Below are 19147 nucleotides of genomic sequence, written 5' to 3'. Positions count from 1 at the left end.
TAAAAAAAGAAGGTATTGATTACCCTCTTCATTTGCTTGAGATATAAAAATATAATATAATTTTTTAATGCTTACCGATGGGTTTCCGAGAATTCCATTTTCAGAATACCCCCACCCCCTATATTTTCAACCATATCAAATTATTTCGTCAAACATTTATTTAGCGAAATAATTTAAAAATACACTATATATAGTAATTAATAACTCAATAAGTACTATATATAGTTTTATTCATTTCAATAAGTATACACTTATACTATTGCAAACTATAAAACTAAGGTTTTATTATACTAATTAGCCTTTATATCTAACTCTATTACATTATCTAGATCATCTAAACTAAAGTCATCAGCCTTCTTTTCTTCCTCGCTTACATCAGCAATTTTACTGGTTGGAGTACCTGCAACCCTGTTAATAGCGTATATTATAGCATCTAAGCTAGTCTTATCGCTATCACTTTTCAGCGCTATTTTCATTAATTTATCTAACAAAGGATTCAGATTAGTTAATATTTTCTTCTCTATGCCAGATTTTAGCTCTGCAACCTGTCTGTCCAGCTCAACCTTAAACTTCTCCTGTTTTTTCCACTCAGTTATTGTCTTCCTATTAACACCTACTAACCTCGCAGTTTCACTCACCGTTTCGCCTGTTACCAACAACTCTAAAGCCTTTAATTGTTTATCAGTTAGTTCACTTCCAAATGCCATTTTTCATCACCTCACCTTCCCACTCAAATATTTTTAAGCAAAATAAAAAAAGACTATCTTAAGATAGTCCAAAACTTTTATCTAAATCTTCCAATGTAGGATAATAGACACAATCATATTTACTCAATTTTATTCCATAGTAATTTTCGATTTTTCTACTAAACATATCTGACAATTTATCTGCTTCTTCATCTTCTACCCTCCCATACTTTTGGAAGTTTGTAAAATATATAGTTAGTTTTTCATCTAATGAACCAGTATCATTATTACTATTTTCTTTTATATCATTTATAACTTGTCTCAATTCACTACTGCTCATTTTTACATTTGTTTTTGCAAACTGTACGTTCTTACCACTATATGAAATTACAAATTCAAAATTAATGACTGGTTCAATAACAAACCTTTGGTTTACTTGATCATAATTTATACAAATCGAATCATCATCTTCAAGAATAATATTATTACTAATTAACTGATCCTTAATTATTTTATCAATTCCAACATCCATTAATTCATTAAACTTTATAGTATTATTTTTCATTAAAATTCACCTCAACATACCATATTCGACATATTAAGGCAAAATCCTGTTAACTTCATCTCTTTATTTTTCTAAAAATTCTTCTAACAATGCTATCTTTATCTAACAATGTTGCTGCAATTTCTAATACTATTGGATTAATACCACTCTTAGAATTAACATCGCTATTTATATCTTCAACCTTAGCTTCTGCTTTATTATAGCCTTTAACTTTTTTAAGTTCTATTTCTTTCTCGATACAACTTAAAACCTTTAAAGATACATTATAAACTACATCTTTACCCTTATCTGAATCAACGCTTTTAGATAGCTCTCTATATACAACTCCAAATGCTACTAATGTAGATAGAATGTATATTATGGCTTTATTACTTGGATTGAGTTCAACGAATCCTTGTATATAAACAGGAGTTAATGCACAGAAAAATCCAAGCATTATAGAAATATTCGCTTTATATTTCTCTCCATTATATTTTCCAGCTCTTTTTTCTAAAAGTATTCTTTCAATGCTAATGTCAAAGTCGTTCTCTTGCATTCTCCCTTTATAAAATTTGTATATTTCACTGTAAAGATTATTTAAAGCTACATATTCATTATTTTTATCTATACTATCTTTGAAGTCAATAAATTCTGAGATATATTTATTATAGTCAAAAGCCTCATTTTTCTTTTTACTTCGTTTTAATATTTTCATCCAAATCACCTCAATACGTCTATTCTACATATTGAGATAATTTCCTTTTTATATTTATTAGTGTTAATTTTCTACAAATAAAAAGGACTATCCTAAGATAATCCTTAACCTTACTCATAATTTTTAGTGTGGTATAATCATATTTCTAATTGCTCTAACATCTTCCTCATCCCATCCACGAATAGTTAGTCCATTCAATGATCTTTCTATACTTGCTTGAAACTCTTGTGGAGTTATCAGTCCTTTTTCCATTAATAATGCTGATAGACTTCCGACTTGAATCCATGTAGCATCCTCTCTTGTAACCATCATCTCACCCCCCTCACAAACATATTTCTATATCTGTTAGGAAGTTCCTTCATATTTCATTCGACATATCAATAAATAATTTACTTAACACAACCCTTGATCTTTCCTATACTTATATTCATACTCAACGCTAGCAAAAGCTCCATCCAAACTATACTCAATCATCCAATCTATCATGCTTTCCTTGAACTCCTCAACATCCTTGTATAAATCCTTATCTCCATACCTCTCATAATTTTCTTTCCAATATTCCACGTCATTGTCATACCTTGCCATAATTTCAGCCTCTGTAAAATCCCAGTCATCTTCATTCAATCTCTTATTATTCTCCAATTCATCTGCCAACATATCAACAAAAGTATCAAATTTATAACCAGCTATATCACCAGTAACCTCACTCAATCTCTTAATCATATCATCATAATTAAGTCTCTCAGACTTCTCACAAATACTTTTTAATCTCTCATGTGCTTCATTATGTTCTCTATCTATTCTTCCCATCATTTCTACAATACTCATTTTACAAATCCCACCTTTAATTATTATTTTTAGATAACTAATTGTAATTAAAGACAATCAATGATAATCATTGGTTCTCAAAGACTATCAAAGGTTATCATTAATGATCATTATTCAGAATATTTAAATTCCATAACCATTTGCTTAAGACAGCTATAAATATGATTAAATTCTATAATATCCACCTGTATTGCTGTTCCATTCTTAACCGCTTGTACATAATGTTTATAAGCTTCAAGTTCTTCCATAGAATAATCACTTAACACAAACATTCTCTTGCCTGTCTCATTATCTAACACAACTTTAACCCTATTTAAGTCCACATTATTCCTCAACACACTAAAAGCCAATGCACTACTATTGCAAGTAATAATATCTTTCTTATAATTAAATTGCACTCTCTATCCCCTCCTATTTTATTTTTAAGCATGAAAAAAGAGTCGCTGGTTAGTGACTCTAAAAAGTTATTATAAATTCTGAAATTTTGTAATTTTATCAGTAACTATTTCAATATCATTACTTTTATAATCTATTTTTACATTTGTTAGCTTATAACATGGTTTTTCATTATCTAATTGTATATCAACTAATTGATTTCCAATTTGTTGTTTTATTGTATCTGCAACTCCATAAATTTTTATAAAGAAAAGACGTTCTTCTCCAATCATTGAAAGTAGGGGATTCCCTTGCCCAGCTCTTATTTCAATAGGGTTTTTAGCATTCTTCGAACATATTTCCACTTGAATATTTTTAATAACACAAAGATCTGCGGTTTCATAACCGAATACAGATAAAGTTTTATACAATTCCATTACAAACACTCTCCTCCATATATATATTTACCTAAATATTCCACAGAAGCATCCTAATCCCTTTCCCAATTACAAAAATTAACTTAACTTTATTTTACAATTTAATATTGCATTTTCCAGCTTGTCCAATTATAATGTTAAGTGAAGTCAAAAAGTTACTATTTTTTTGATTTTCATTTTCCTAAAAAGCTTGTCTACAAACTGCTTAACCACGCTTTTTATTATGTATGTAATTAATCTAACTATGTATGTATTAAATATTTGGCCAACGTCTATTATTTCTAATACGACTAATCTGTGTAGCACTTACATTATACAACTCTGCAAGTTCTCCGTTCTTTTTACCTTCATTTATAAGCTCTCTGATTTTTATAACATCTTCTGGATCAAGACTTCTTTTATAGTTACTTACATATGCTTTAACCTTATTACATACTACTACCCCATCAATTTTCTTAAAGTAATCCATATAGAAGTTTTCTAAATCTCTAGCTTCCAAATCTGTTTCTATATCATGTTCCAAAATTTCCAATTTAACAAATTGATGTATATTATAAGCATCCTGTAATTCCTTATTAGCGTGTACCCCTCTTTTTACCTTGCTTAGGTTTCCAGATAACCTTTCATAGTAACCAGAACCTATGTACACGAAATCCTTCACCCAAATCGCATAAACCACTTGTTTATTAATATCAATGCCTTCAAATTTTTGTTTTCTTCCTCTCTTACCCATATAAAGCCCTCCATATCATTTAATATATTTTTTTGTAATAAAAAAGAAGCTTATTTTCTAAGCTCCTGATCAATCTCTTCCAACTTTTCTAAAATATCATTTTCAAATTTCGAATCAATCTTATTTAGATCATTTTTAAGCTTTGCAAGTAACACTTCGATATTATCCAAACTTCCCTTAATGCGCTCTTTCCTGTCCTTAGCGTTAAAGTATATAACAGTAAAGAACATAATATTTAGTGTAATACTCATCGCTAATAATTCTTTTACCATACAAATCACCCTCCATATTATTTATTAACACTTTATTAATATTTTAATTGTTGTATTTACAAAACAATAGTGTATAATATAATTGGATATATTATAATTAAGTTTTAAAAACATCTTTACATACCCTATACAATATGATATAATGTATATATAAGATATTTAAACAAAATAAAAAAGGATACTAATATATCCTTTAAGCTGCTATTTCATATTTATCTTTAATATGATAGAACATCTTTATAAACTGTTTATTATGAGCAACCACATCTTTGGCTTCTGCAAATCTTTTATACTGTTCTACTAATTCTAGTTGAATTTTGTTTACTCTATCCATGTTATTTCTAATAAGCCATGTATTTATGGACTTAACCTTTCGAGCTGAGTATCCACTCCATGATCTTATGATCCTATTATAGTGGTTTATGTAATCCTCATAAAATTGACTAATCATATTCTTCAGTAATTGATCCATATCATCAACTATTGGAATATTCAAATCCCAAACCAATTCCTTAGTATCACCATCGTAGCAAATTACACTGACTTCTTCTCCTTGATCCTTCACTTTAAAGCTATACTCTTCCTGAAGAAAATCAAATCCATAGTATCTGTTCATTCTTTCTTCTAATTCCTTTAAATTTGTATTAACCATAATATCCTCCTGTTGCTTTTAGGATCAAGCATAACCATAATATTTATTTGACGTTTGGAAAAATCCAATCGTTTTTTTATTTTAAATTTTAGTTTGACAAATCATAGTTTTAGGTTTACTATAAAATTAGGATAATTATATAGTAAAATAATCAAAAAATATTGTATCTAAGCAGTTACTTATTTAAAGTTGCTAACTGCTAGTACAACTCACAATTTGTATGTTTTACCACATTCATTGCTAGACATATACCGCCATGGTCGGCTATATCCATGAGAGTTATTACTACTCTTTACTCTCTCCTATAGTGGTGTCAACTCCCCCCTTCAACATTAGCATCCAAGCCACTCTCAAAAAATATCGGTAGGAATTTATCTATTTTTTTATGATTTTGAAATATGTGTTATATAGCTTAATTGTATCTAGTTTTTCAATATCATCATTTTTACCTATGTACTGCAATACCTCTAAGGATTCTTTCTGCTCTTCAAATATCTTTAAAAATTCAGCTCTATGTGCATTATAAAGTACAGTTAATAAAAATCTACCAATTGCAAATATTTCATATTTTTTAGTTTCGTCAACTACCTTACCACTAGCTTTTTTATTTTCATTTCTTTCTTTTACAATCGCCTTGGTCTCTTCATCTAAGTCTTTTATAATTCTTTTTATATCTTCTGCTTTTACTTTAAGCTTTGCTATTTCTTTAATACATTCATTTTTTGTATTTAGAGAATCTTTATATTTTTTAGTATTAATTTCTTTTATTTCATCTTCTGTTGCACCTTCTGCTATATCTTTACCCCATATATTTTTTATTTTTGCTTTGTATTCTTTGTTAATTTCCAATATTCTTTTAACCCTGTCTTTATCACATTTAGAAGTTAAAATTTTAGTTTCAGTTTGAAAAATTTCTGTAAAAGTTAATATATTATTTTCCCTTTGTGCCTTTATATTCTTAAATTCTTTATCTACAATATCTTCTAAAAAATCCATAGATGTTTTATATTTAATAAATTCAACGTTTTTATTTGCTTCAGACATTTCCTTCTGCTTCTTTTTACTACCTGTAAATTGCATAAAATAAGGTTTAACATTTTTTGTATAATATCCTTCTAGCCCATTTTCTTTTTCAAAGTATTTATAATCTTGTTCATCTTCTTTTAAAGCTACCATTTCATTAAAAAGTCTAATTTCTTTCATCGTAGCTTCTTTTCCTTGTGCATTATACAATACTGTAATTTTATATTTATTCCTAAGTTCTTCAAGTTCCAATACACTATCAATGCTAAATTCCTTCTTGGCTTTATCTATTTCGATGCAACTTAGTATGTCAAGTTGTGCTATATCAGCATATAAATCTTGTATCTCCTTGCTATTTATATCAGCACCATTATTCACCTTGTCCCATAGGATTGTATTAAGTTGTTGTGACAGATTTATAATCTCTCCAATTTTATTAACACTAGTCTTTATATCTAAATCCGCTTTATCTTTAGCTGTATAATATCTTGGAACCTTTTTAGCTTTAACAAAACTTGTAGGAACTAAGAACTTATTGTAATTCTCTTTTACCTCGTCTATAATTTGTCTATCTGCTGTTAGGAGCATCTGATCCGAGTCGAAGTCAGCCGATGATAATCTTTCCAATATGTTATCCTTTATACTGTTCACACAAACTATTTGCTTACTAAGATTAAAATATTTATCTATAGCTTTGCAAGCTACGTTTTTAGCTAATAAAAGGTTTCCCATGGTCACATGAGGTGAACGACATCCAAGAATCTCGGTCTCATATGCAAAATTACTACAATGTATTTCCCCTTTAGATAAAATACTATTACCAGTAAAATAGAACTCATTACTTTTATCTTTTATAGTAGCCTTAAGCATTTCCATTCCATTTCCAAATAGAACTGCATATGTACCTTCTATCAAAACATGACCTTTTCTAATATTTTTAATAAAGCTCTCTCTGATATCTGTCCTGAAATCAGAATACATTTTTGTCTTCGAAAATTTGTCATTTAACTGTAGCATATTAAGCATAAAACTATTTGTTGTACTTATATCACCCATATCTAAATCTTCATCTATTTTCATTTTTAAGTGATTACGCATAACTCTAGTATCATTCAAAATCTTATCCAAATAATCCACGCTTGGTTTCAAAAGTTCCAGCATTTCTTCACGATCAAAATTTATTGTTTGCAAAAGTTGATAGTGAGTTTGTACATATCTGCCACCAAAATAATGAGTTGGTTTTTCGTATTTAACTACGCCCCATTTATCTTCTAATTCTTTAAGCCATTTTTCTACACTACTAAACTTTGAATACTTAATACAACTCTTTGTACAAATCATTTTAATTTGCTTAATATCTTTTGCTAAGGTAAAACCATTTAGTTGTGAGACTTCAGTTATGCCTGCATCCTCAAAGAATTTTTGAATATTTGTATTAAAACATGCCGCTTTATAATACCTGTTACGAAGCAATAACATTCCTTTATCAGCATACTTTTCCTTGAAAATTTCAGCAGAAAGCAAACATTGACCATCCCAAATATTATTTGATATTTCTACTTTTTCTTCTCTGGTCTGTAATCTATCTACTCCATCCTTATTGATAACTCTAGTAGCCATTACTGTATCATCAAATACGCTATTATATTCATCTATAACAAGTATATTCTCCTTGCTAATACCACTTATAGTATCGATTATTGCACTTGTCGTAAGAGCTATATAAGCTTCTAGTGCTGCTAAATCTACTTCGTCACCTTCATTTATATTCAGATTCATAAAAGACCATTTTATAGCTTTCTCATACAAATCCTCTCTAATAAAAAGGCATTTACCTACTCTACTAGACCCACTCGATCTCTTATATCTAACAAAATGAATCTTACTAGATTTTTTATCAGTACTAAATGTTATATCAAACCCATTCGCATATAACTCTTCTCTTAAAGCATTTGTCTTCACAGTAGTCTTACCATCTTCATCCTTTACACTATATTTAAATGTTACGCTAATTACACTGTCACAATACTGTTTATTATCAACTTGATAAAACTCATTTTTTCTACTAGATATAAAGTCTATTTCATCAGAATCCAAGCTATAATCTAATGTAGCTTTATATCTTTTATAATTGCCTTTCTTTATTGTAACTCCTGTTAAAATATCCTTTGCTTCTAGTTGTAATATATTTGTATTCATCATAATATCCTCAATCCTCCATAATCGTAATTTAAATTTTTCAATTGTACTAAATTGTTTAAAAAGGTAGTCCATCACTTTCATCTAACCCTAAATCAAAACAAACTTGCATTGCATCATATATATTTCTTTGTTCTGGATTAAGCTCAAAATATTTATAACCTTGTGCTAATAGTTTCTTAACCTCATCTTGTTTTTCTTTTTCCGTTTTGGTTTTAAATGGATCATATTTAAATTCAGGTGGTGGAGTAGAATTATTATTATTAAAATTAGCATTAACAGCATTCGTCTTATCTGCTTGCCAAATCTCATTATTGTTCTCTTCTCTTTCAGCAATAATCTCAGCTTTTTCTTTTTTAAGCTGCTTAATTTTATCTTCATCTGTTTCCTCAGCAATCTGCTTGTCCTTATTGTTTAATTGCTGTTTAGAACGTCTATTATTATTGCTTTTTTCTTTATCCTTTTTAATCAACTTACGCTCTTTAACTGTATCTGCAAGTTGCTTATCAAAGTTTTCCTTGTCATCATATAAAGAAAAATATGTACTGCAATATCTAAATTTCTCTGTCACGTAGTCATTGTTGTAACGAATAATATGTAAATCTTCTTGTAGAATGTTATTATATGTAGTTATTGTCCTGCTGTTCAAAAATTCGACTGATCCTTGTGTAAGCCATCCAAACCTTGAATCGCAAGATATAACTCTTAACACACAACACAAGTATCTAACCAAGCTAAACTTCTCTAGTTTCTTCCCTTTGGAATAATTAAATATTTCATATAAAAATTTTTCGTGAATCTTGAAATACTGTTCTTCAGGTAAATCCAGTTCATAGTAAAAGCTATCTATATTACTAATGCCTTTAACATTAGTTGTTTCTTTTCCTGTTTCTTCATCTTTTTTAACTTCAAGTCTTATTTCTATCTCTTCAAAATTTATTGTATATATATTAGAAACAAGTCCTTTTACTATAAGGTTGTATAAAGCAATTCTAATATCACCAATAATTCTTTTACTGTCTCTCCTTAGACACATAATATCTAATAGAGTAATAACAGAAGTAATTCCCCTGCCTTTAGATATGTTATAGTTTAATTGCAATAGTAGATATAAAACTAATTCCTGATCTGGAAGAGTAATATTTTCATCCTTAAATAAAGGAATATTGTTGTGTAGTATAATGTAGTTGTTATTGTCATATAATTGTTTGTTCATAGTAATCTCTCCTATCATTTAATTGTTATTAGTTGTAGTTGGCGTTTCTTACTTACGCAAAGCTTTTTTGAATAGAAAAAGTTTGTGGAAGTATAATTCTCTTTATTAATATTTTCTCTTTATATATTGTTTTCTCTTTATACACTGCACATTTGTCCCTTTTTATTGGCATATATGTAATATGTATTTGCAAATATATCCCTTATTCTTGGTATATTTACTTTAAGTGTTGTAAATATGTCACCTATTCTTGGCATATATGTTTTAGGCTATGAAATAAATATGTCACCAAATTTAGGTATTTTTGCGTTAGTTATATGTACCGCATTGTTTTTTAAGCTGAAGCAATGATGCATAAGCACTGCTAAATTCTTCAGTGTTTATAAATGCATACTCATCTCCTATCTTTTTATAATTAAATCCCATCCAGCTAAGTGCTTGTGCTAGATATTTGTTTTTAATTAAGTAAATTGGGTTGGTCATAAAACCTTCACTCTCCTTCTCATAAAATCTTGTTGTAAAATGTTGACTTGCACTTGAAATATGCTATAATAAGTACATAAGTTAAAAATAGTCTACATAATAATATGATTATCACGACTATTTTGATTGCATACTTATCCTATAATGCAGTATAGGATACTATTTAAATAGTGATATGTGTATATAATTTTAATAGTTGGTTATAATTAAGATATGAATCAATATTTAATTTTCAAAGAGCATAAATATAATTAAAAATAAGTATAGAAAATATAAACTACCCCAATATCCTAAAAAAGGATATAAAAAGCCCAAGGACTCAAGGTAGTCTATTTTGTGTTTTCCTATGTACCTTTAATAATACCACGAATCACTATTGTTAATCAATGCTCATATTGGTTTATTTTAGGTCATATTCAGTTAAATATTGGAATTATATTAGATTAGCTAAGAATTGCTAGTCTTTTTTAGTTTTCTTTAGTTTTTTTGAGGCTCTCCTTTGATATGGTATAACGGATTTATCTTTTGTAAAGTCAGTCGTATATACATATTTCTAATTACCTATTTCTATTTTCTTTCTTAATCTTTCCCTCACTTCTTCCGTAAGAGGTTTATCAAAATAAATTTCATCTATAACTTCAACTTCTGAAGCTAATACTTCGTTCTCATTTCTATCATTAAAAACTGCCAGTATATCATCCTTATGAACTTTAGCTTTAAGCAGTCTCGGCTCTTTGCTTTGTTGTCTTATTCTTAGTCCGTGGGCAAATAGAATCGCAACTTCTTCAGAAGTAGTCCAACTTAATCCTAAATGTAAGGCTTTTTCATGTTCTCCTCTATATAGAATTGTATAGCCTTCATTATCAAATTCTAAGTTTTTAAAGTCTACCTCAACTTCTGCATCTTCAATCCATTCTCTTATTGTATCTTTAATCTCATAAAATTTCTCATGACCTACATCAATAGAATCCCACCACTCGCAAAACAAATAATAATTCAACTCTCCCCATCCATAACCATCATTATCTGTTAAAGAATTATACAAACAGTAACCTCTTTCTACGGAACCAAGATATAGAAGTTCTCTATTAAAATATTCTGTATTTTCCTTATCATATTTATCATTCATAATTTTTTCTACATACTCTTTATATTTCATAGCAATACTCCTTTGATGAAATTATCCTATATATTAAATTCTAGGTTGATGTACTTAAATCCTTTTTTTAAGCAAACTGCTTATATAATTTGTGCTAAATGTTCTGCTCTTTCCTTTTTCTTAACTAATATTTGTATAGTATTTGCTATTGCTAATTTGTATATCTTATACTCCATATTTGTATGTCTATCTTTATATTTCTCTATATACTCCTCTGTTGCCGCTATTTCGTACTCTAATCCTTTTATCTGGTCTTGTAAAGCATAATATTCTTCGAGTAATTCTTCATCGTCATGATCCTTTTTAGCTTGTTTAAATTGTATTACTTTGCCCATAATAATCCTCCTTGTATGGTTATTTCTTGGTACAGAACTAGACTGAATTGTCTAGCTTGTACCTATGTATTGTGGTTATTTTATAAGATATATGCCATTGATTGGCACTACACCTCCACCTCCAAAAGGTGTTATAACTCCAGCTCCTATTGCTAATATCATAGCAACTGCAAATATAATAGCTTTCTTCTTCAAGTTCTTCAAATCAATCACCCCCTTTCGTGATGAACTATCTTATGTTAAGCTTGTCTCCAAGTCTTTTAACCTCACTTTTCAAATCTTCTAATACATACATTTTGTCAGCCTCCCCGTACCAAACATTATCCTTGTGGTTTTCAATCATATTAATAATTTTATTCATTTTATTAAAGTTCCTGTTGCAAAAGGCAATATTAAACACACAAACATATCTTTCTTTTTGTAGGTTGTTATTCTTATAATATTTGCTTAATTGTTCAAATACCTTTGAAGCTTCAAATTCTCTATCAACTTCAGCAAAACAATTACCCAAGCACCACATTGCGTTTGCATAATTATGCTTATCATCCACGTCATTTATATACTTTAAGCTTTTTTCTATATTTTCTATTGATTCATTAATATTTTTTACATTATAATTTGACATAGCAATCATATAATAAGCATTAAAAAGAAAATTGTTTTTTCTAGCTCTTGGTATATTGGTTTTCTTTGTAGCTTCTACAAGCTTATTGCACAATTCCTCAACATTCTTATAATCTTTACTAAAGTAATTATCACGGATATCCTTCATTATATTATTTAATTTTTCTAGTTCAGCTTTTTCCTGTAGCTGCATGTTAAAAGTAGAAATTACATTATCTAAGTTAAGCTGACTTTCACTATCGACTAAAATTACTTTCTTAATCATTGCATCTATTGCTTTGTTGGTTTCTACATCTTCAACTTTGCCAAGCTTCATAATTATTTGATCTCGATGGAGTGTAGTAACTTGCTCAAAAAGAACTTTGCTATCTTTATCTAGACCATAGCCATTTAACTCAAGATGACTTCTAAGGAGTCTTTCTGTATTAGATGTTACTGGAGCGACCTGTATTAAATCTTGCTTTCCTAATGTCTTATAATCGTTTAGAATAAGGACAGGATGGGTATCTTTAAGTAATACACCATTTGCATTTTTATTTTCTTTTAAATCCGCTAACCATATTTCCCTCGGAAATACATTTTTCTTCATTCTCGTAGCCCCCATTTTATATTTAAAACTTAAATAAATTTATCTTTAGTTTTTTAATACTTTATCTTATTAGGCACACTACCTATATAATGTCATTTTATTAGTCCAAAATATTATTTGTTATTTCTATTAGTACATTGTTGGGCATTTCAATGCTATATTTAAAGTAATCAATCATAGAATCTTCTCTTTCTATACCTATTACATTATCAAGATCAATCTCTGCCGAACAACACAATTGCTCACCTATTACTGTAGTTATAAGTATAGAATTATCTACATCTTCATCTAATTCAACTACAGGATTATCTATCATCAAATTATTTTCCAATATCAAATCTCCTCGTCTTGTAAGTAATTTAGTATTTATAAAGATTCTTTCTGCCGCTTCAATTTCCTCAATCATGTTTTCTTTTATTTTTTTCTCTTGTTTTATTAACTCATTTATCTCATTGTCTGCATCTTCAACCATTTTGTTTACTAATTCTTTGTTCATATTAATTATCTCTCCCTTTCATTTTTATTTTTGTAATGCTTGGATTTATTTACCTTATGCATTTATAATACATTAGGTGATATCACTTGTCAACACTTAATAAAAATAATATTCACTTTTTTATCACTTATTGATATAATGATATCGAGGTGATATATAGTGCCTATTGGAGAAGATAAGACAAGAATTCTTGTAACTGTTACTAAGGAATTAAAAGAAAAATTAGAAAAACAAGCCAAAAAAGAAAATAGAACTGTAGCCAATTTATTAAATACTATCGCAATTAAGTATTTAGAAGAACAACAAAGAAGACTAGGAGATTAAATCCTAGTCTTAGATTTGTAAAAAAGTATTTCCTTCTACTGCTTCCATTATTAATATAAGTACATAGTAATAAACCACATCCATAATGCAAGTTAATCTATTAGAAAAGATTTTAACTTTCAATACTCCACTTTCTTGGTTATTTGAATAACCTAAATAAGCATTGACATAATGAGCTAGAAAGTTATTTTCCGTTCTTATTCTTTTATAAATATTATATATAAGATCATCTGATTCAATATCTCTCTCATGTCTCAATTTATTTCTATCAAAAATGTTTTTACGTTTTTCCTTTCCTAGTATATCATTCAATATAGACAATCCTATATAATCAAGTGGCATTTTTATAAAATTATCATACTCATGATTATACTCATTAAGAAAATCGAATATTTCTTTACTTTCACACTCTTCAATCCATCTAAATTCTTCTTTCGATTTAATCTCCATTCCAAATTTCATAGCATTATTCAAATACTCCTCAAATTTGACTATCAGTATCTTTTCCTTTCCAATGCACTTCCATTTCTTGTGTTCTTCAATTATTATCCTATACATATCTGGAATTCCGTTCAACATTATTCTTTCTTTTTCATTTATCCGTTGCCATTCAAATCTTGTAATTGAGCCTCTATTATTTATTGTCTTTAGTCCGTAATTTTCTATGTACGCACTCTCTGTATATTTATTCATAAATTCAGCACATATATATATTGGGATAAATTCCAGGTCATCTTCACCATATTCATTATATATCTCTTGTAACTTTATATTGCTATGATTACCTAATCTTAAATGATATTTATGTTTTGGATATCTTTCTTTAAAAGGGTTTTTAGTTTCACCAACATAACAAAAATCTGTCGAACAACTATATATCAAATATACCCCGCTTTCGTTTTTATCTATATTGTTGGTAAATCCATGTTTTTTTTTAAAATCTTGCACTATTTTATTCTTTATAAATTGATTCATCCGATCTCATCCTTTATCTTTAGTAAAAGCTTTTATATAAATATCGATTGACTTCAGTACAAATTAAGAGTAAAGTTTTGGAATGCTAAGCAATTGCACATAGTTGGCCCTGTTTTTCAAGGGCGTAAAGTTTTGTTTATGCTGAAGTTTCTTGCTTTGTGCTGTTATTGTTATCTATATTTTAATATACACAATACTACCCATGTATACGCTTGTAAACTTATATAGAAAGCCGCATTTCTGCTAGTATAATCCTACCTACTTAATTTGTTAAACGGTCAAGTACACCCGTTTCAGGGGCAAGTAATACAATAACAGAAATACTGCTTGTCCCAAACGATTTTATAGCATCGGCTCGTCCACACCTACTGGATTTTTTATACTTGCTCCAGTGCATCTCAAGTAACCTATTGCTAAAAAAGGCAATAAGAAACTAGACCTCTTTACAACTCAATTTTTTTATTTTATAATATAAATATCGTTACATGAGTTGAATAAAGGTTTCATTAATCTATATTCAATTTTCGGAAGAGTGGAGATACTGCGAATATCACTACTCTTTTTTGTTTGTCATAATTTTTTTAATTAGCTACATATCCAAGAATTTCTGTGTTAGTATAGTTTCTTATCTCATAGCAACATTGAAATTCAGTATTCATATATGGTATCTTGTCCACTTTCACGATTCTATCTAGATACACATCTAAGTTTCCAGAGTTTAGAACTACATGCAAAGTGTTATTGTTAAGTTTAATAATGCTACTAATCTTACTATAGATATTAAGACTATAGTTTTGCATATAAAATGTAGATTGTTTAAATTGTTGTATTATTTCTTCTATATCCATTTGATTACCTTACTCCTTTGATTGATTTAATAGCTTTTGCAGTATCCCAAACAATACAAAATAGAGGTCTGACAAGTATATCTATCATTGTATAAAAGGCTGCTAATAGTATTATGAAGATCAGAGGTATTATAATTATATTTATTAACATTGCTTTGATCTCCTTCCTATTTCATGTTTTCTAGCGGACTAAATTGTTGGTAATTCTTTCTAATATCTTCTACTGTCAAATCTAAGTATGCTTGCTCCGTCACGGTAACTGAGCTATGTCCTAAAATTCTTGATAATCCATAGATATCGTTTGATGCTAATAAATATCTTCTTGCGAAATTATTTCTAAACACATGGGCTGTAATATTCTTGTTTATATTAGTTCTAGCAACATATTTCTTTAAGTTTTTTTCAAAGTTTGATATATCAAGCTTGTTATTTCTGTTCGATACAAATACTAGATCAGTATCTAAATACCTGTCTTTATAAGCTAACCATTTACTCAGAACCTTTTTCATTGTTATACTAAAGAACACATACCTATCCTTTTTTCCCTTGGTAATATCAGCAGGGATAAATATAGCTCTTTTATCTAGTAAGATATTATCCACTTCAAGCGCTAAACACTCACCTATTCGCATTCCTGTATCAGTTAAGAGCTGTATTATTACATAGTCTCTATACTCGGCAAAAACTGTAATATCAAGACTACTAATCAATTTCTTAAAATCAGCATCTGTAATCTCAGCTTTAGGTTTATGACTATTTTTGTATTGTTTTACTTTCGATACAATATCTTTAGGAATCAAATTATTCTCATATAAAAAATTAAAGAAAACTTTTATATTTCTTATATAGTTATTTAGTGTACTAATACTAATGTCTTTACCAAAATCTTTACGTGCGGAAGGATTGTTTAAATCAATAGAGTTATTACTTGATATAAAAGAATATTTTCCTCTTTCTTTAGTGAATTCGATATACTCTCTTATGTTTTTCTCTACTACAGATTCTACATTTGTAATATTACATTCTTCTTCTAAAAATTTAGAAAACAGCTTTAGAGTAGATTCGTAAGATTTTCTTGTCTTAATACTTAAATTTTTGTTAGTGCAATAAATTAAGAAATCCTCTATTGCATCTTCTACAGTTAAAAATTTCTTCTGTATTTTTGGCAAAACAAAAAACACCTCCTAATCCATCTGATTAAGAAGTGTTTTTGAGCAAACCTATATAGTTTGTTGGTATAAAAAATAGTTTATTGGTATATGTTTGATAAAATTCATTATCAAGAATAGCTCAACCAAGCCACTTAGCTAACCTTATTCTTAAGTCTCAATTTATCTGCGACCATAGCGATAAATTCAGAATTTGTTGGCTTGCCTTTATCATTGTGAACAGTGTAGCCAAATAGTTTGTTTATAGCATCCACTTGACCTCTTCCCCAAGCAACTTCTATAGCATGTCTTATAGCTCTTTCAACTCTACTTGCAGTTGTGTTATATTTTTTTGCTATGGATGGGTATAATTCTTTAGTAACCGCAGATAATAACTCCATATCATTAACAACCATGCTTATAGCTTCTCTTAAATACATGTATCCCTTAATATGTGCAGGAACACCAATTTCATGAATTATATTTGTGATTTCGGATTCTAAATCAACAGGTTCCTTCTTTGACTCTATCTTGATTTCAGGTGTTTCCATCAATGGTACAGTTTTTCTAGAAGAATCTCCTGATATTGTATTATTAAACATTTGTCTTATTCTCTTAGTGAATACGTCCATATCAAATGGCTTAACAACATAATAGTCTGCGCCTAAAGTGATAGCTCTTTGTGTTATTTTGTCTTGCCCTACAGCAGAAAGAACTATTATTCTTGGAATCGGATCTAAATTCATAGAAGCTAGTTTTTCTAGAACTCCAAGTCCATCTAAATGTGGCATAATTATATCTAGTACGACTAAATCTGGTTTTCTTTCTTCGATTAATTTTAAAGCTTCTAAACCATCTTTAGCGATTCCGGTAACTACTATATCTCTTTGATTTAGTAAATAGTCATTTAATATATTACAGAATTCCTTATTATCATCTGCAATTAATACTGATATTTTTGATTCTTGCATAAAATTCTCCCCTTCGCATATGATTCCATTTATTAACAATTAACTAATTCGACAAAACTTCTTCAATTCCTTCTTTAAAAAAGATTTTAGATAAAAAAGATATCATTTAAGATATCTTTTTTAATTATACCACAATATTACTTTTTTTGTTAGTTAATAATACCTGCATCTTTTAGCATCCATTCTATATAAATACCATATCCTACATCTGGTTTATTTATAAGAACATGTGTAACTGCGCCTACTATCTTATTATTTTGAATTATAGGACTTCCACTCATTCCCTGTACTATCCCACCTGTTTTTTCTAAAAGTTTAGGGTCAGTAACCTTAATAATCATACTCTTTGGTCCTGGATTATCTTGACTTAATAACTTTACAATTTCTATATCATACATTTGTGGACCACTTTCATCAATTGTAGTTATTATTTTTGCTTTTCCTTCTTTGATTTCATCCCTAAACCCTACCTTTAGAGGTTTATTGCTTCTAGTATTAAGTTTATTATCTGAAGTACCAAATATCCCACAAACTGTATTATTTCTTATTTCTCCTAGGGGATTATCTTCTTCTACAAATACTCCTTTTAATTCACCAGGATTTCCTTTTTGGCCTTTTCTTACGCTTATTATTGAGGTATTAATCAATGAACCATCTTTTATACTCAAAATTGTATTTGTGTCATTATCTGTTATTGGATGTCCTAAGGCACCAAACTTTTTAGTATTTGCATCATAAAAGGTTAAAGTCCCCACACCAGCTGTTGAATCTCTTACCCATAATCCTATCTTGTATTTTTCATCAGTAGATGACTTTATACTAACAATTGTCTTTTCCATTATTTCGTTATTATGACTTATTGTCACCTTCACATCAGAATTAGTCAAATTATTCAACTTTTTAATTAAATCTTTTGAATTTTCTATTTCTTGACTATTTACTTTTAGGACTACATCTCCTAGCATTATTCCAGCTTTTCTACTAGGACTTTCTGCTTTTCCCTCATTTGTTTCTATATCTGAAAAACCTACTACTAATACACCTTTTGTTTGTATCTTAACACCAACACAGCTTCCTCCAGGATATATTTCTAAGTCTTCTGATTTAGAAGAAAATACAGATTTCATTGGAGCTGTTGCTATGTTTTTACCCTGAGTCTGCCTTTCTTTGCTATTTACTTTTTTACTATCAGTAGACGCGAAAATATTATATCCCTTCTGCACTATATTCATATAACTTCTAGTGGGTGTTGTTGCATTAGAAGAGAATATGTAAAAGCTTACGAACAACACTAAACTTATGGTATAAAATATATTTCTGATAAGCTTCGTATTCATTTTATCTCCTCCTTTTCTTTACCCTTAAGTTACCCACAAATATAGTTGCATATGCTATATTAACTCTGTTATAAAAGACAATAAAATTTAAAAGCTACTAATTTTATCTTCTTTTTTTTAAATTTTAACTTGTAAGCTACGAGTAATTTTCTTTCATCTATTTTTCTTTAATATGCTG

The 19147-nt window shown here is 28.8% G+C and carries 24 protein-coding genes; 1 reads left to right on the top strand and 23 read right to left on the bottom strand.

From position 1 onward, the window contains the following. Nucleotides 1-290: 290 nt before the first annotated feature. From GXK57_RS17245 to GXK57_RS17165, 18 genes are all read right to left on the bottom strand, one after another. Nucleotides 291-707 carry a phBC6A51 family helix-turn-helix protein gene (locus GXK57_RS17245; RefSeq protein ID WP_160678741.1) on the bottom strand — a complete coding sequence of 139 codons (417 nt, stop codon included), beginning with the start codon at nt 705-707 and terminating at the stop codon, nt 291-293. Between the two features lie 58 nt (nt 708-765). Further along, nucleotides 766-1251, bottom strand: coding sequence for a hypothetical protein (locus GXK57_RS17240; RefSeq protein WP_160678739.1), 486 nt, complete (start codon nt 1249-1251; stop codon nt 766-768). A gap of 55 nt (nt 1252-1306) precedes the next feature. After that, entirely contained in the window at nt 1307-1945 is a 639-nt protein-coding gene (locus tag GXK57_RS17235) for a hypothetical protein (protein ID WP_160678737.1), read from the bottom strand. Nucleotides 1946-2068: 123 nt separating this feature from the next. Further along, complete coding sequence (locus GXK57_RS17230) at nt 2069-2257, bottom strand: hypothetical protein (RefSeq protein WP_160678735.1); 189 nt, start codon at nt 2255-2257, stop codon at nt 2069-2071. Nucleotides 2258-2338: 81 nt separating this feature from the next. Next, nucleotides 2339-2773 (bottom strand): hypothetical protein, encoded by a 435-nt coding sequence (locus tag GXK57_RS17225; RefSeq protein ID WP_160678733.1) that lies wholly within the window; start codon nt 2771-2773, stop codon nt 2339-2341. 110 nt (nt 2774-2883) lie between these two features. Continuing rightward, nucleotides 2884-3171, bottom strand: a complete 288-nt coding sequence (locus GXK57_RS17220) for a hypothetical protein (protein WP_160678731.1) — start codon at nt 3169-3171, stop codon at nt 2884-2886. 69 nt (nt 3172-3240) lie between these two features. After that, complete coding sequence (locus GXK57_RS17215) at nt 3241-3585, bottom strand: hypothetical protein (protein ID WP_160678730.1); 345 nt, start codon at nt 3583-3585, stop codon at nt 3241-3243. 253 nt (nt 3586-3838) lie between these two features. Next, on the bottom strand, nt 3839-4318 hold the full coding sequence (locus tag GXK57_RS17210; protein WP_160678729.1) for a hypothetical protein: 480 nt from the start codon (nt 4316-4318) through the stop codon (nt 3839-3841). A gap of 50 nt (nt 4319-4368) precedes the next feature. Next, the gene (locus GXK57_RS17205; protein WP_160678728.1) at nt 4369-4590 is read right to left on the bottom strand and encodes a hypothetical protein; all 222 of its coding nucleotides are present in this window, start codon (nt 4588-4590) and stop codon (nt 4369-4371) included. A 193-nt stretch (nt 4591-4783) separates the two neighbouring features. Beyond that, complete coding sequence (locus GXK57_RS17200) at nt 4784-5242, bottom strand: hypothetical protein (protein WP_160678727.1); 459 nt, start codon at nt 5240-5242, stop codon at nt 4784-4786. Nucleotides 5243-5617: 375 nt separating this feature from the next. Further along, a complete protein-coding gene (locus tag GXK57_RS17195) occupies nt 5618-8467 on the bottom strand; it encodes a hypothetical protein (RefSeq protein WP_160678726.1) in 2850 nt (949 codons plus the stop codon). A gap of 55 nt (nt 8468-8522) precedes the next feature. Then, nucleotides 8523-9680 carry a hypothetical protein gene (locus GXK57_RS17190; protein ID WP_160678725.1) on the bottom strand — a complete coding sequence of 386 codons (1158 nt, stop codon included), beginning with the start codon at nt 9678-9680 and terminating at the stop codon, nt 8523-8525. Nucleotides 9681-9989: 309 nt separating this feature from the next. Further along, a complete protein-coding gene (locus tag GXK57_RS17185; RefSeq protein WP_160678724.1) occupies nt 9990-10163 on the bottom strand; it encodes a hypothetical protein in 174 nt (57 codons plus the stop codon). A gap of 553 nt (nt 10164-10716) precedes the next feature. Beyond that, nucleotides 10717-11322 (bottom strand): hypothetical protein, encoded by a 606-nt coding sequence (locus GXK57_RS17180; RefSeq protein ID WP_160678723.1) that lies wholly within the window; start codon nt 11320-11322, stop codon nt 10717-10719. An 80-nt stretch (nt 11323-11402) separates the two neighbouring features. Further along, nucleotides 11403-11657 carry a hypothetical protein gene (locus tag GXK57_RS17175; RefSeq protein WP_160678722.1) on the bottom strand — a complete coding sequence of 85 codons (255 nt, stop codon included), beginning with the start codon at nt 11655-11657 and terminating at the stop codon, nt 11403-11405. Nucleotides 11658-11732: 75 nt separating this feature from the next. Beyond that, complete coding sequence (locus tag GXK57_RS26895) at nt 11733-11861, bottom strand: hypothetical protein (RefSeq protein WP_279285513.1); 129 nt, start codon at nt 11859-11861, stop codon at nt 11733-11735. A 25-nt stretch (nt 11862-11886) separates the two neighbouring features. Further along, on the bottom strand, nt 11887-12870 hold the full coding sequence (locus GXK57_RS17170; protein ID WP_160678721.1) for a type II toxin-antitoxin system PemK/MazF family toxin: 984 nt from the start codon (nt 12868-12870) through the stop codon (nt 11887-11889). A gap of 100 nt (nt 12871-12970) precedes the next feature. Next, entirely contained in the window at nt 12971-13366 is a 396-nt protein-coding gene (locus tag GXK57_RS17165; RefSeq protein ID WP_160678720.1) for a hypothetical protein, read from the bottom strand. Between the two features lie 159 nt (nt 13367-13525). Between GXK57_RS17165 and GXK57_RS17160 the strand changes: the two genes are divergently transcribed. After that, on the top strand, nt 13526-13690 hold the full coding sequence (locus GXK57_RS17160) for a DNA-binding protein (protein ID WP_160678719.1): 165 nt from the start codon (nt 13526-13528) through the stop codon (nt 13688-13690). Between the two features lie 9 nt (nt 13691-13699). Here the strand turns inward: GXK57_RS17160 and GXK57_RS17155 are convergent, their stop codons facing one another. The 5 genes from GXK57_RS17155 to spoIVB form a co-directional block, all read right to left on the bottom strand. Further along, nucleotides 13700-14665 (bottom strand): hypothetical protein, encoded by a 966-nt coding sequence (locus tag GXK57_RS17155; protein WP_160678718.1) that lies wholly within the window; start codon nt 14663-14665, stop codon nt 13700-13702. Nucleotides 14666-15246: 581 nt separating this feature from the next. Beyond that, a complete protein-coding gene (locus GXK57_RS17150; RefSeq protein ID WP_160678717.1) occupies nt 15247-15513 on the bottom strand; it encodes a hypothetical protein in 267 nt (88 codons plus the stop codon). Between the two features lie 167 nt (nt 15514-15680). Next, complete coding sequence (locus tag GXK57_RS17145; protein ID WP_160678716.1) at nt 15681-16682, bottom strand: tyrosine-type recombinase/integrase; 1002 nt, start codon at nt 16680-16682, stop codon at nt 15681-15683. Nucleotides 16683-16816: 134 nt separating this feature from the next. Beyond that, the gene (gene spo0A, locus GXK57_RS17140; RefSeq protein WP_160678715.1) at nt 16817-17632 is read right to left on the bottom strand and encodes a sporulation transcription factor Spo0A; all 816 of its coding nucleotides are present in this window, start codon (nt 17630-17632) and stop codon (nt 16817-16819) included. Between the two features lie 149 nt (nt 17633-17781). Continuing rightward, entirely contained in the window at nt 17782-18969 is a 1188-nt protein-coding gene (gene spoIVB, locus GXK57_RS17135) for a SpoIVB peptidase (protein WP_160678714.1), read from the bottom strand. Nucleotides 18970-19147: the final 178 nt, after the last annotated feature.

It is taken from the genome of Clostridium sp. C8-1-8, from assembly GCF_009928445.1.
Taxonomy (GTDB): Bacteria; Bacillota; Clostridia; order Clostridiales; family Clostridiaceae; genus Clostridium_AR.
The sequence above is the reverse complement of the archived record's forward strand: the minus strand, read 5'-3'. Positions and strand labels throughout refer to the sequence as shown.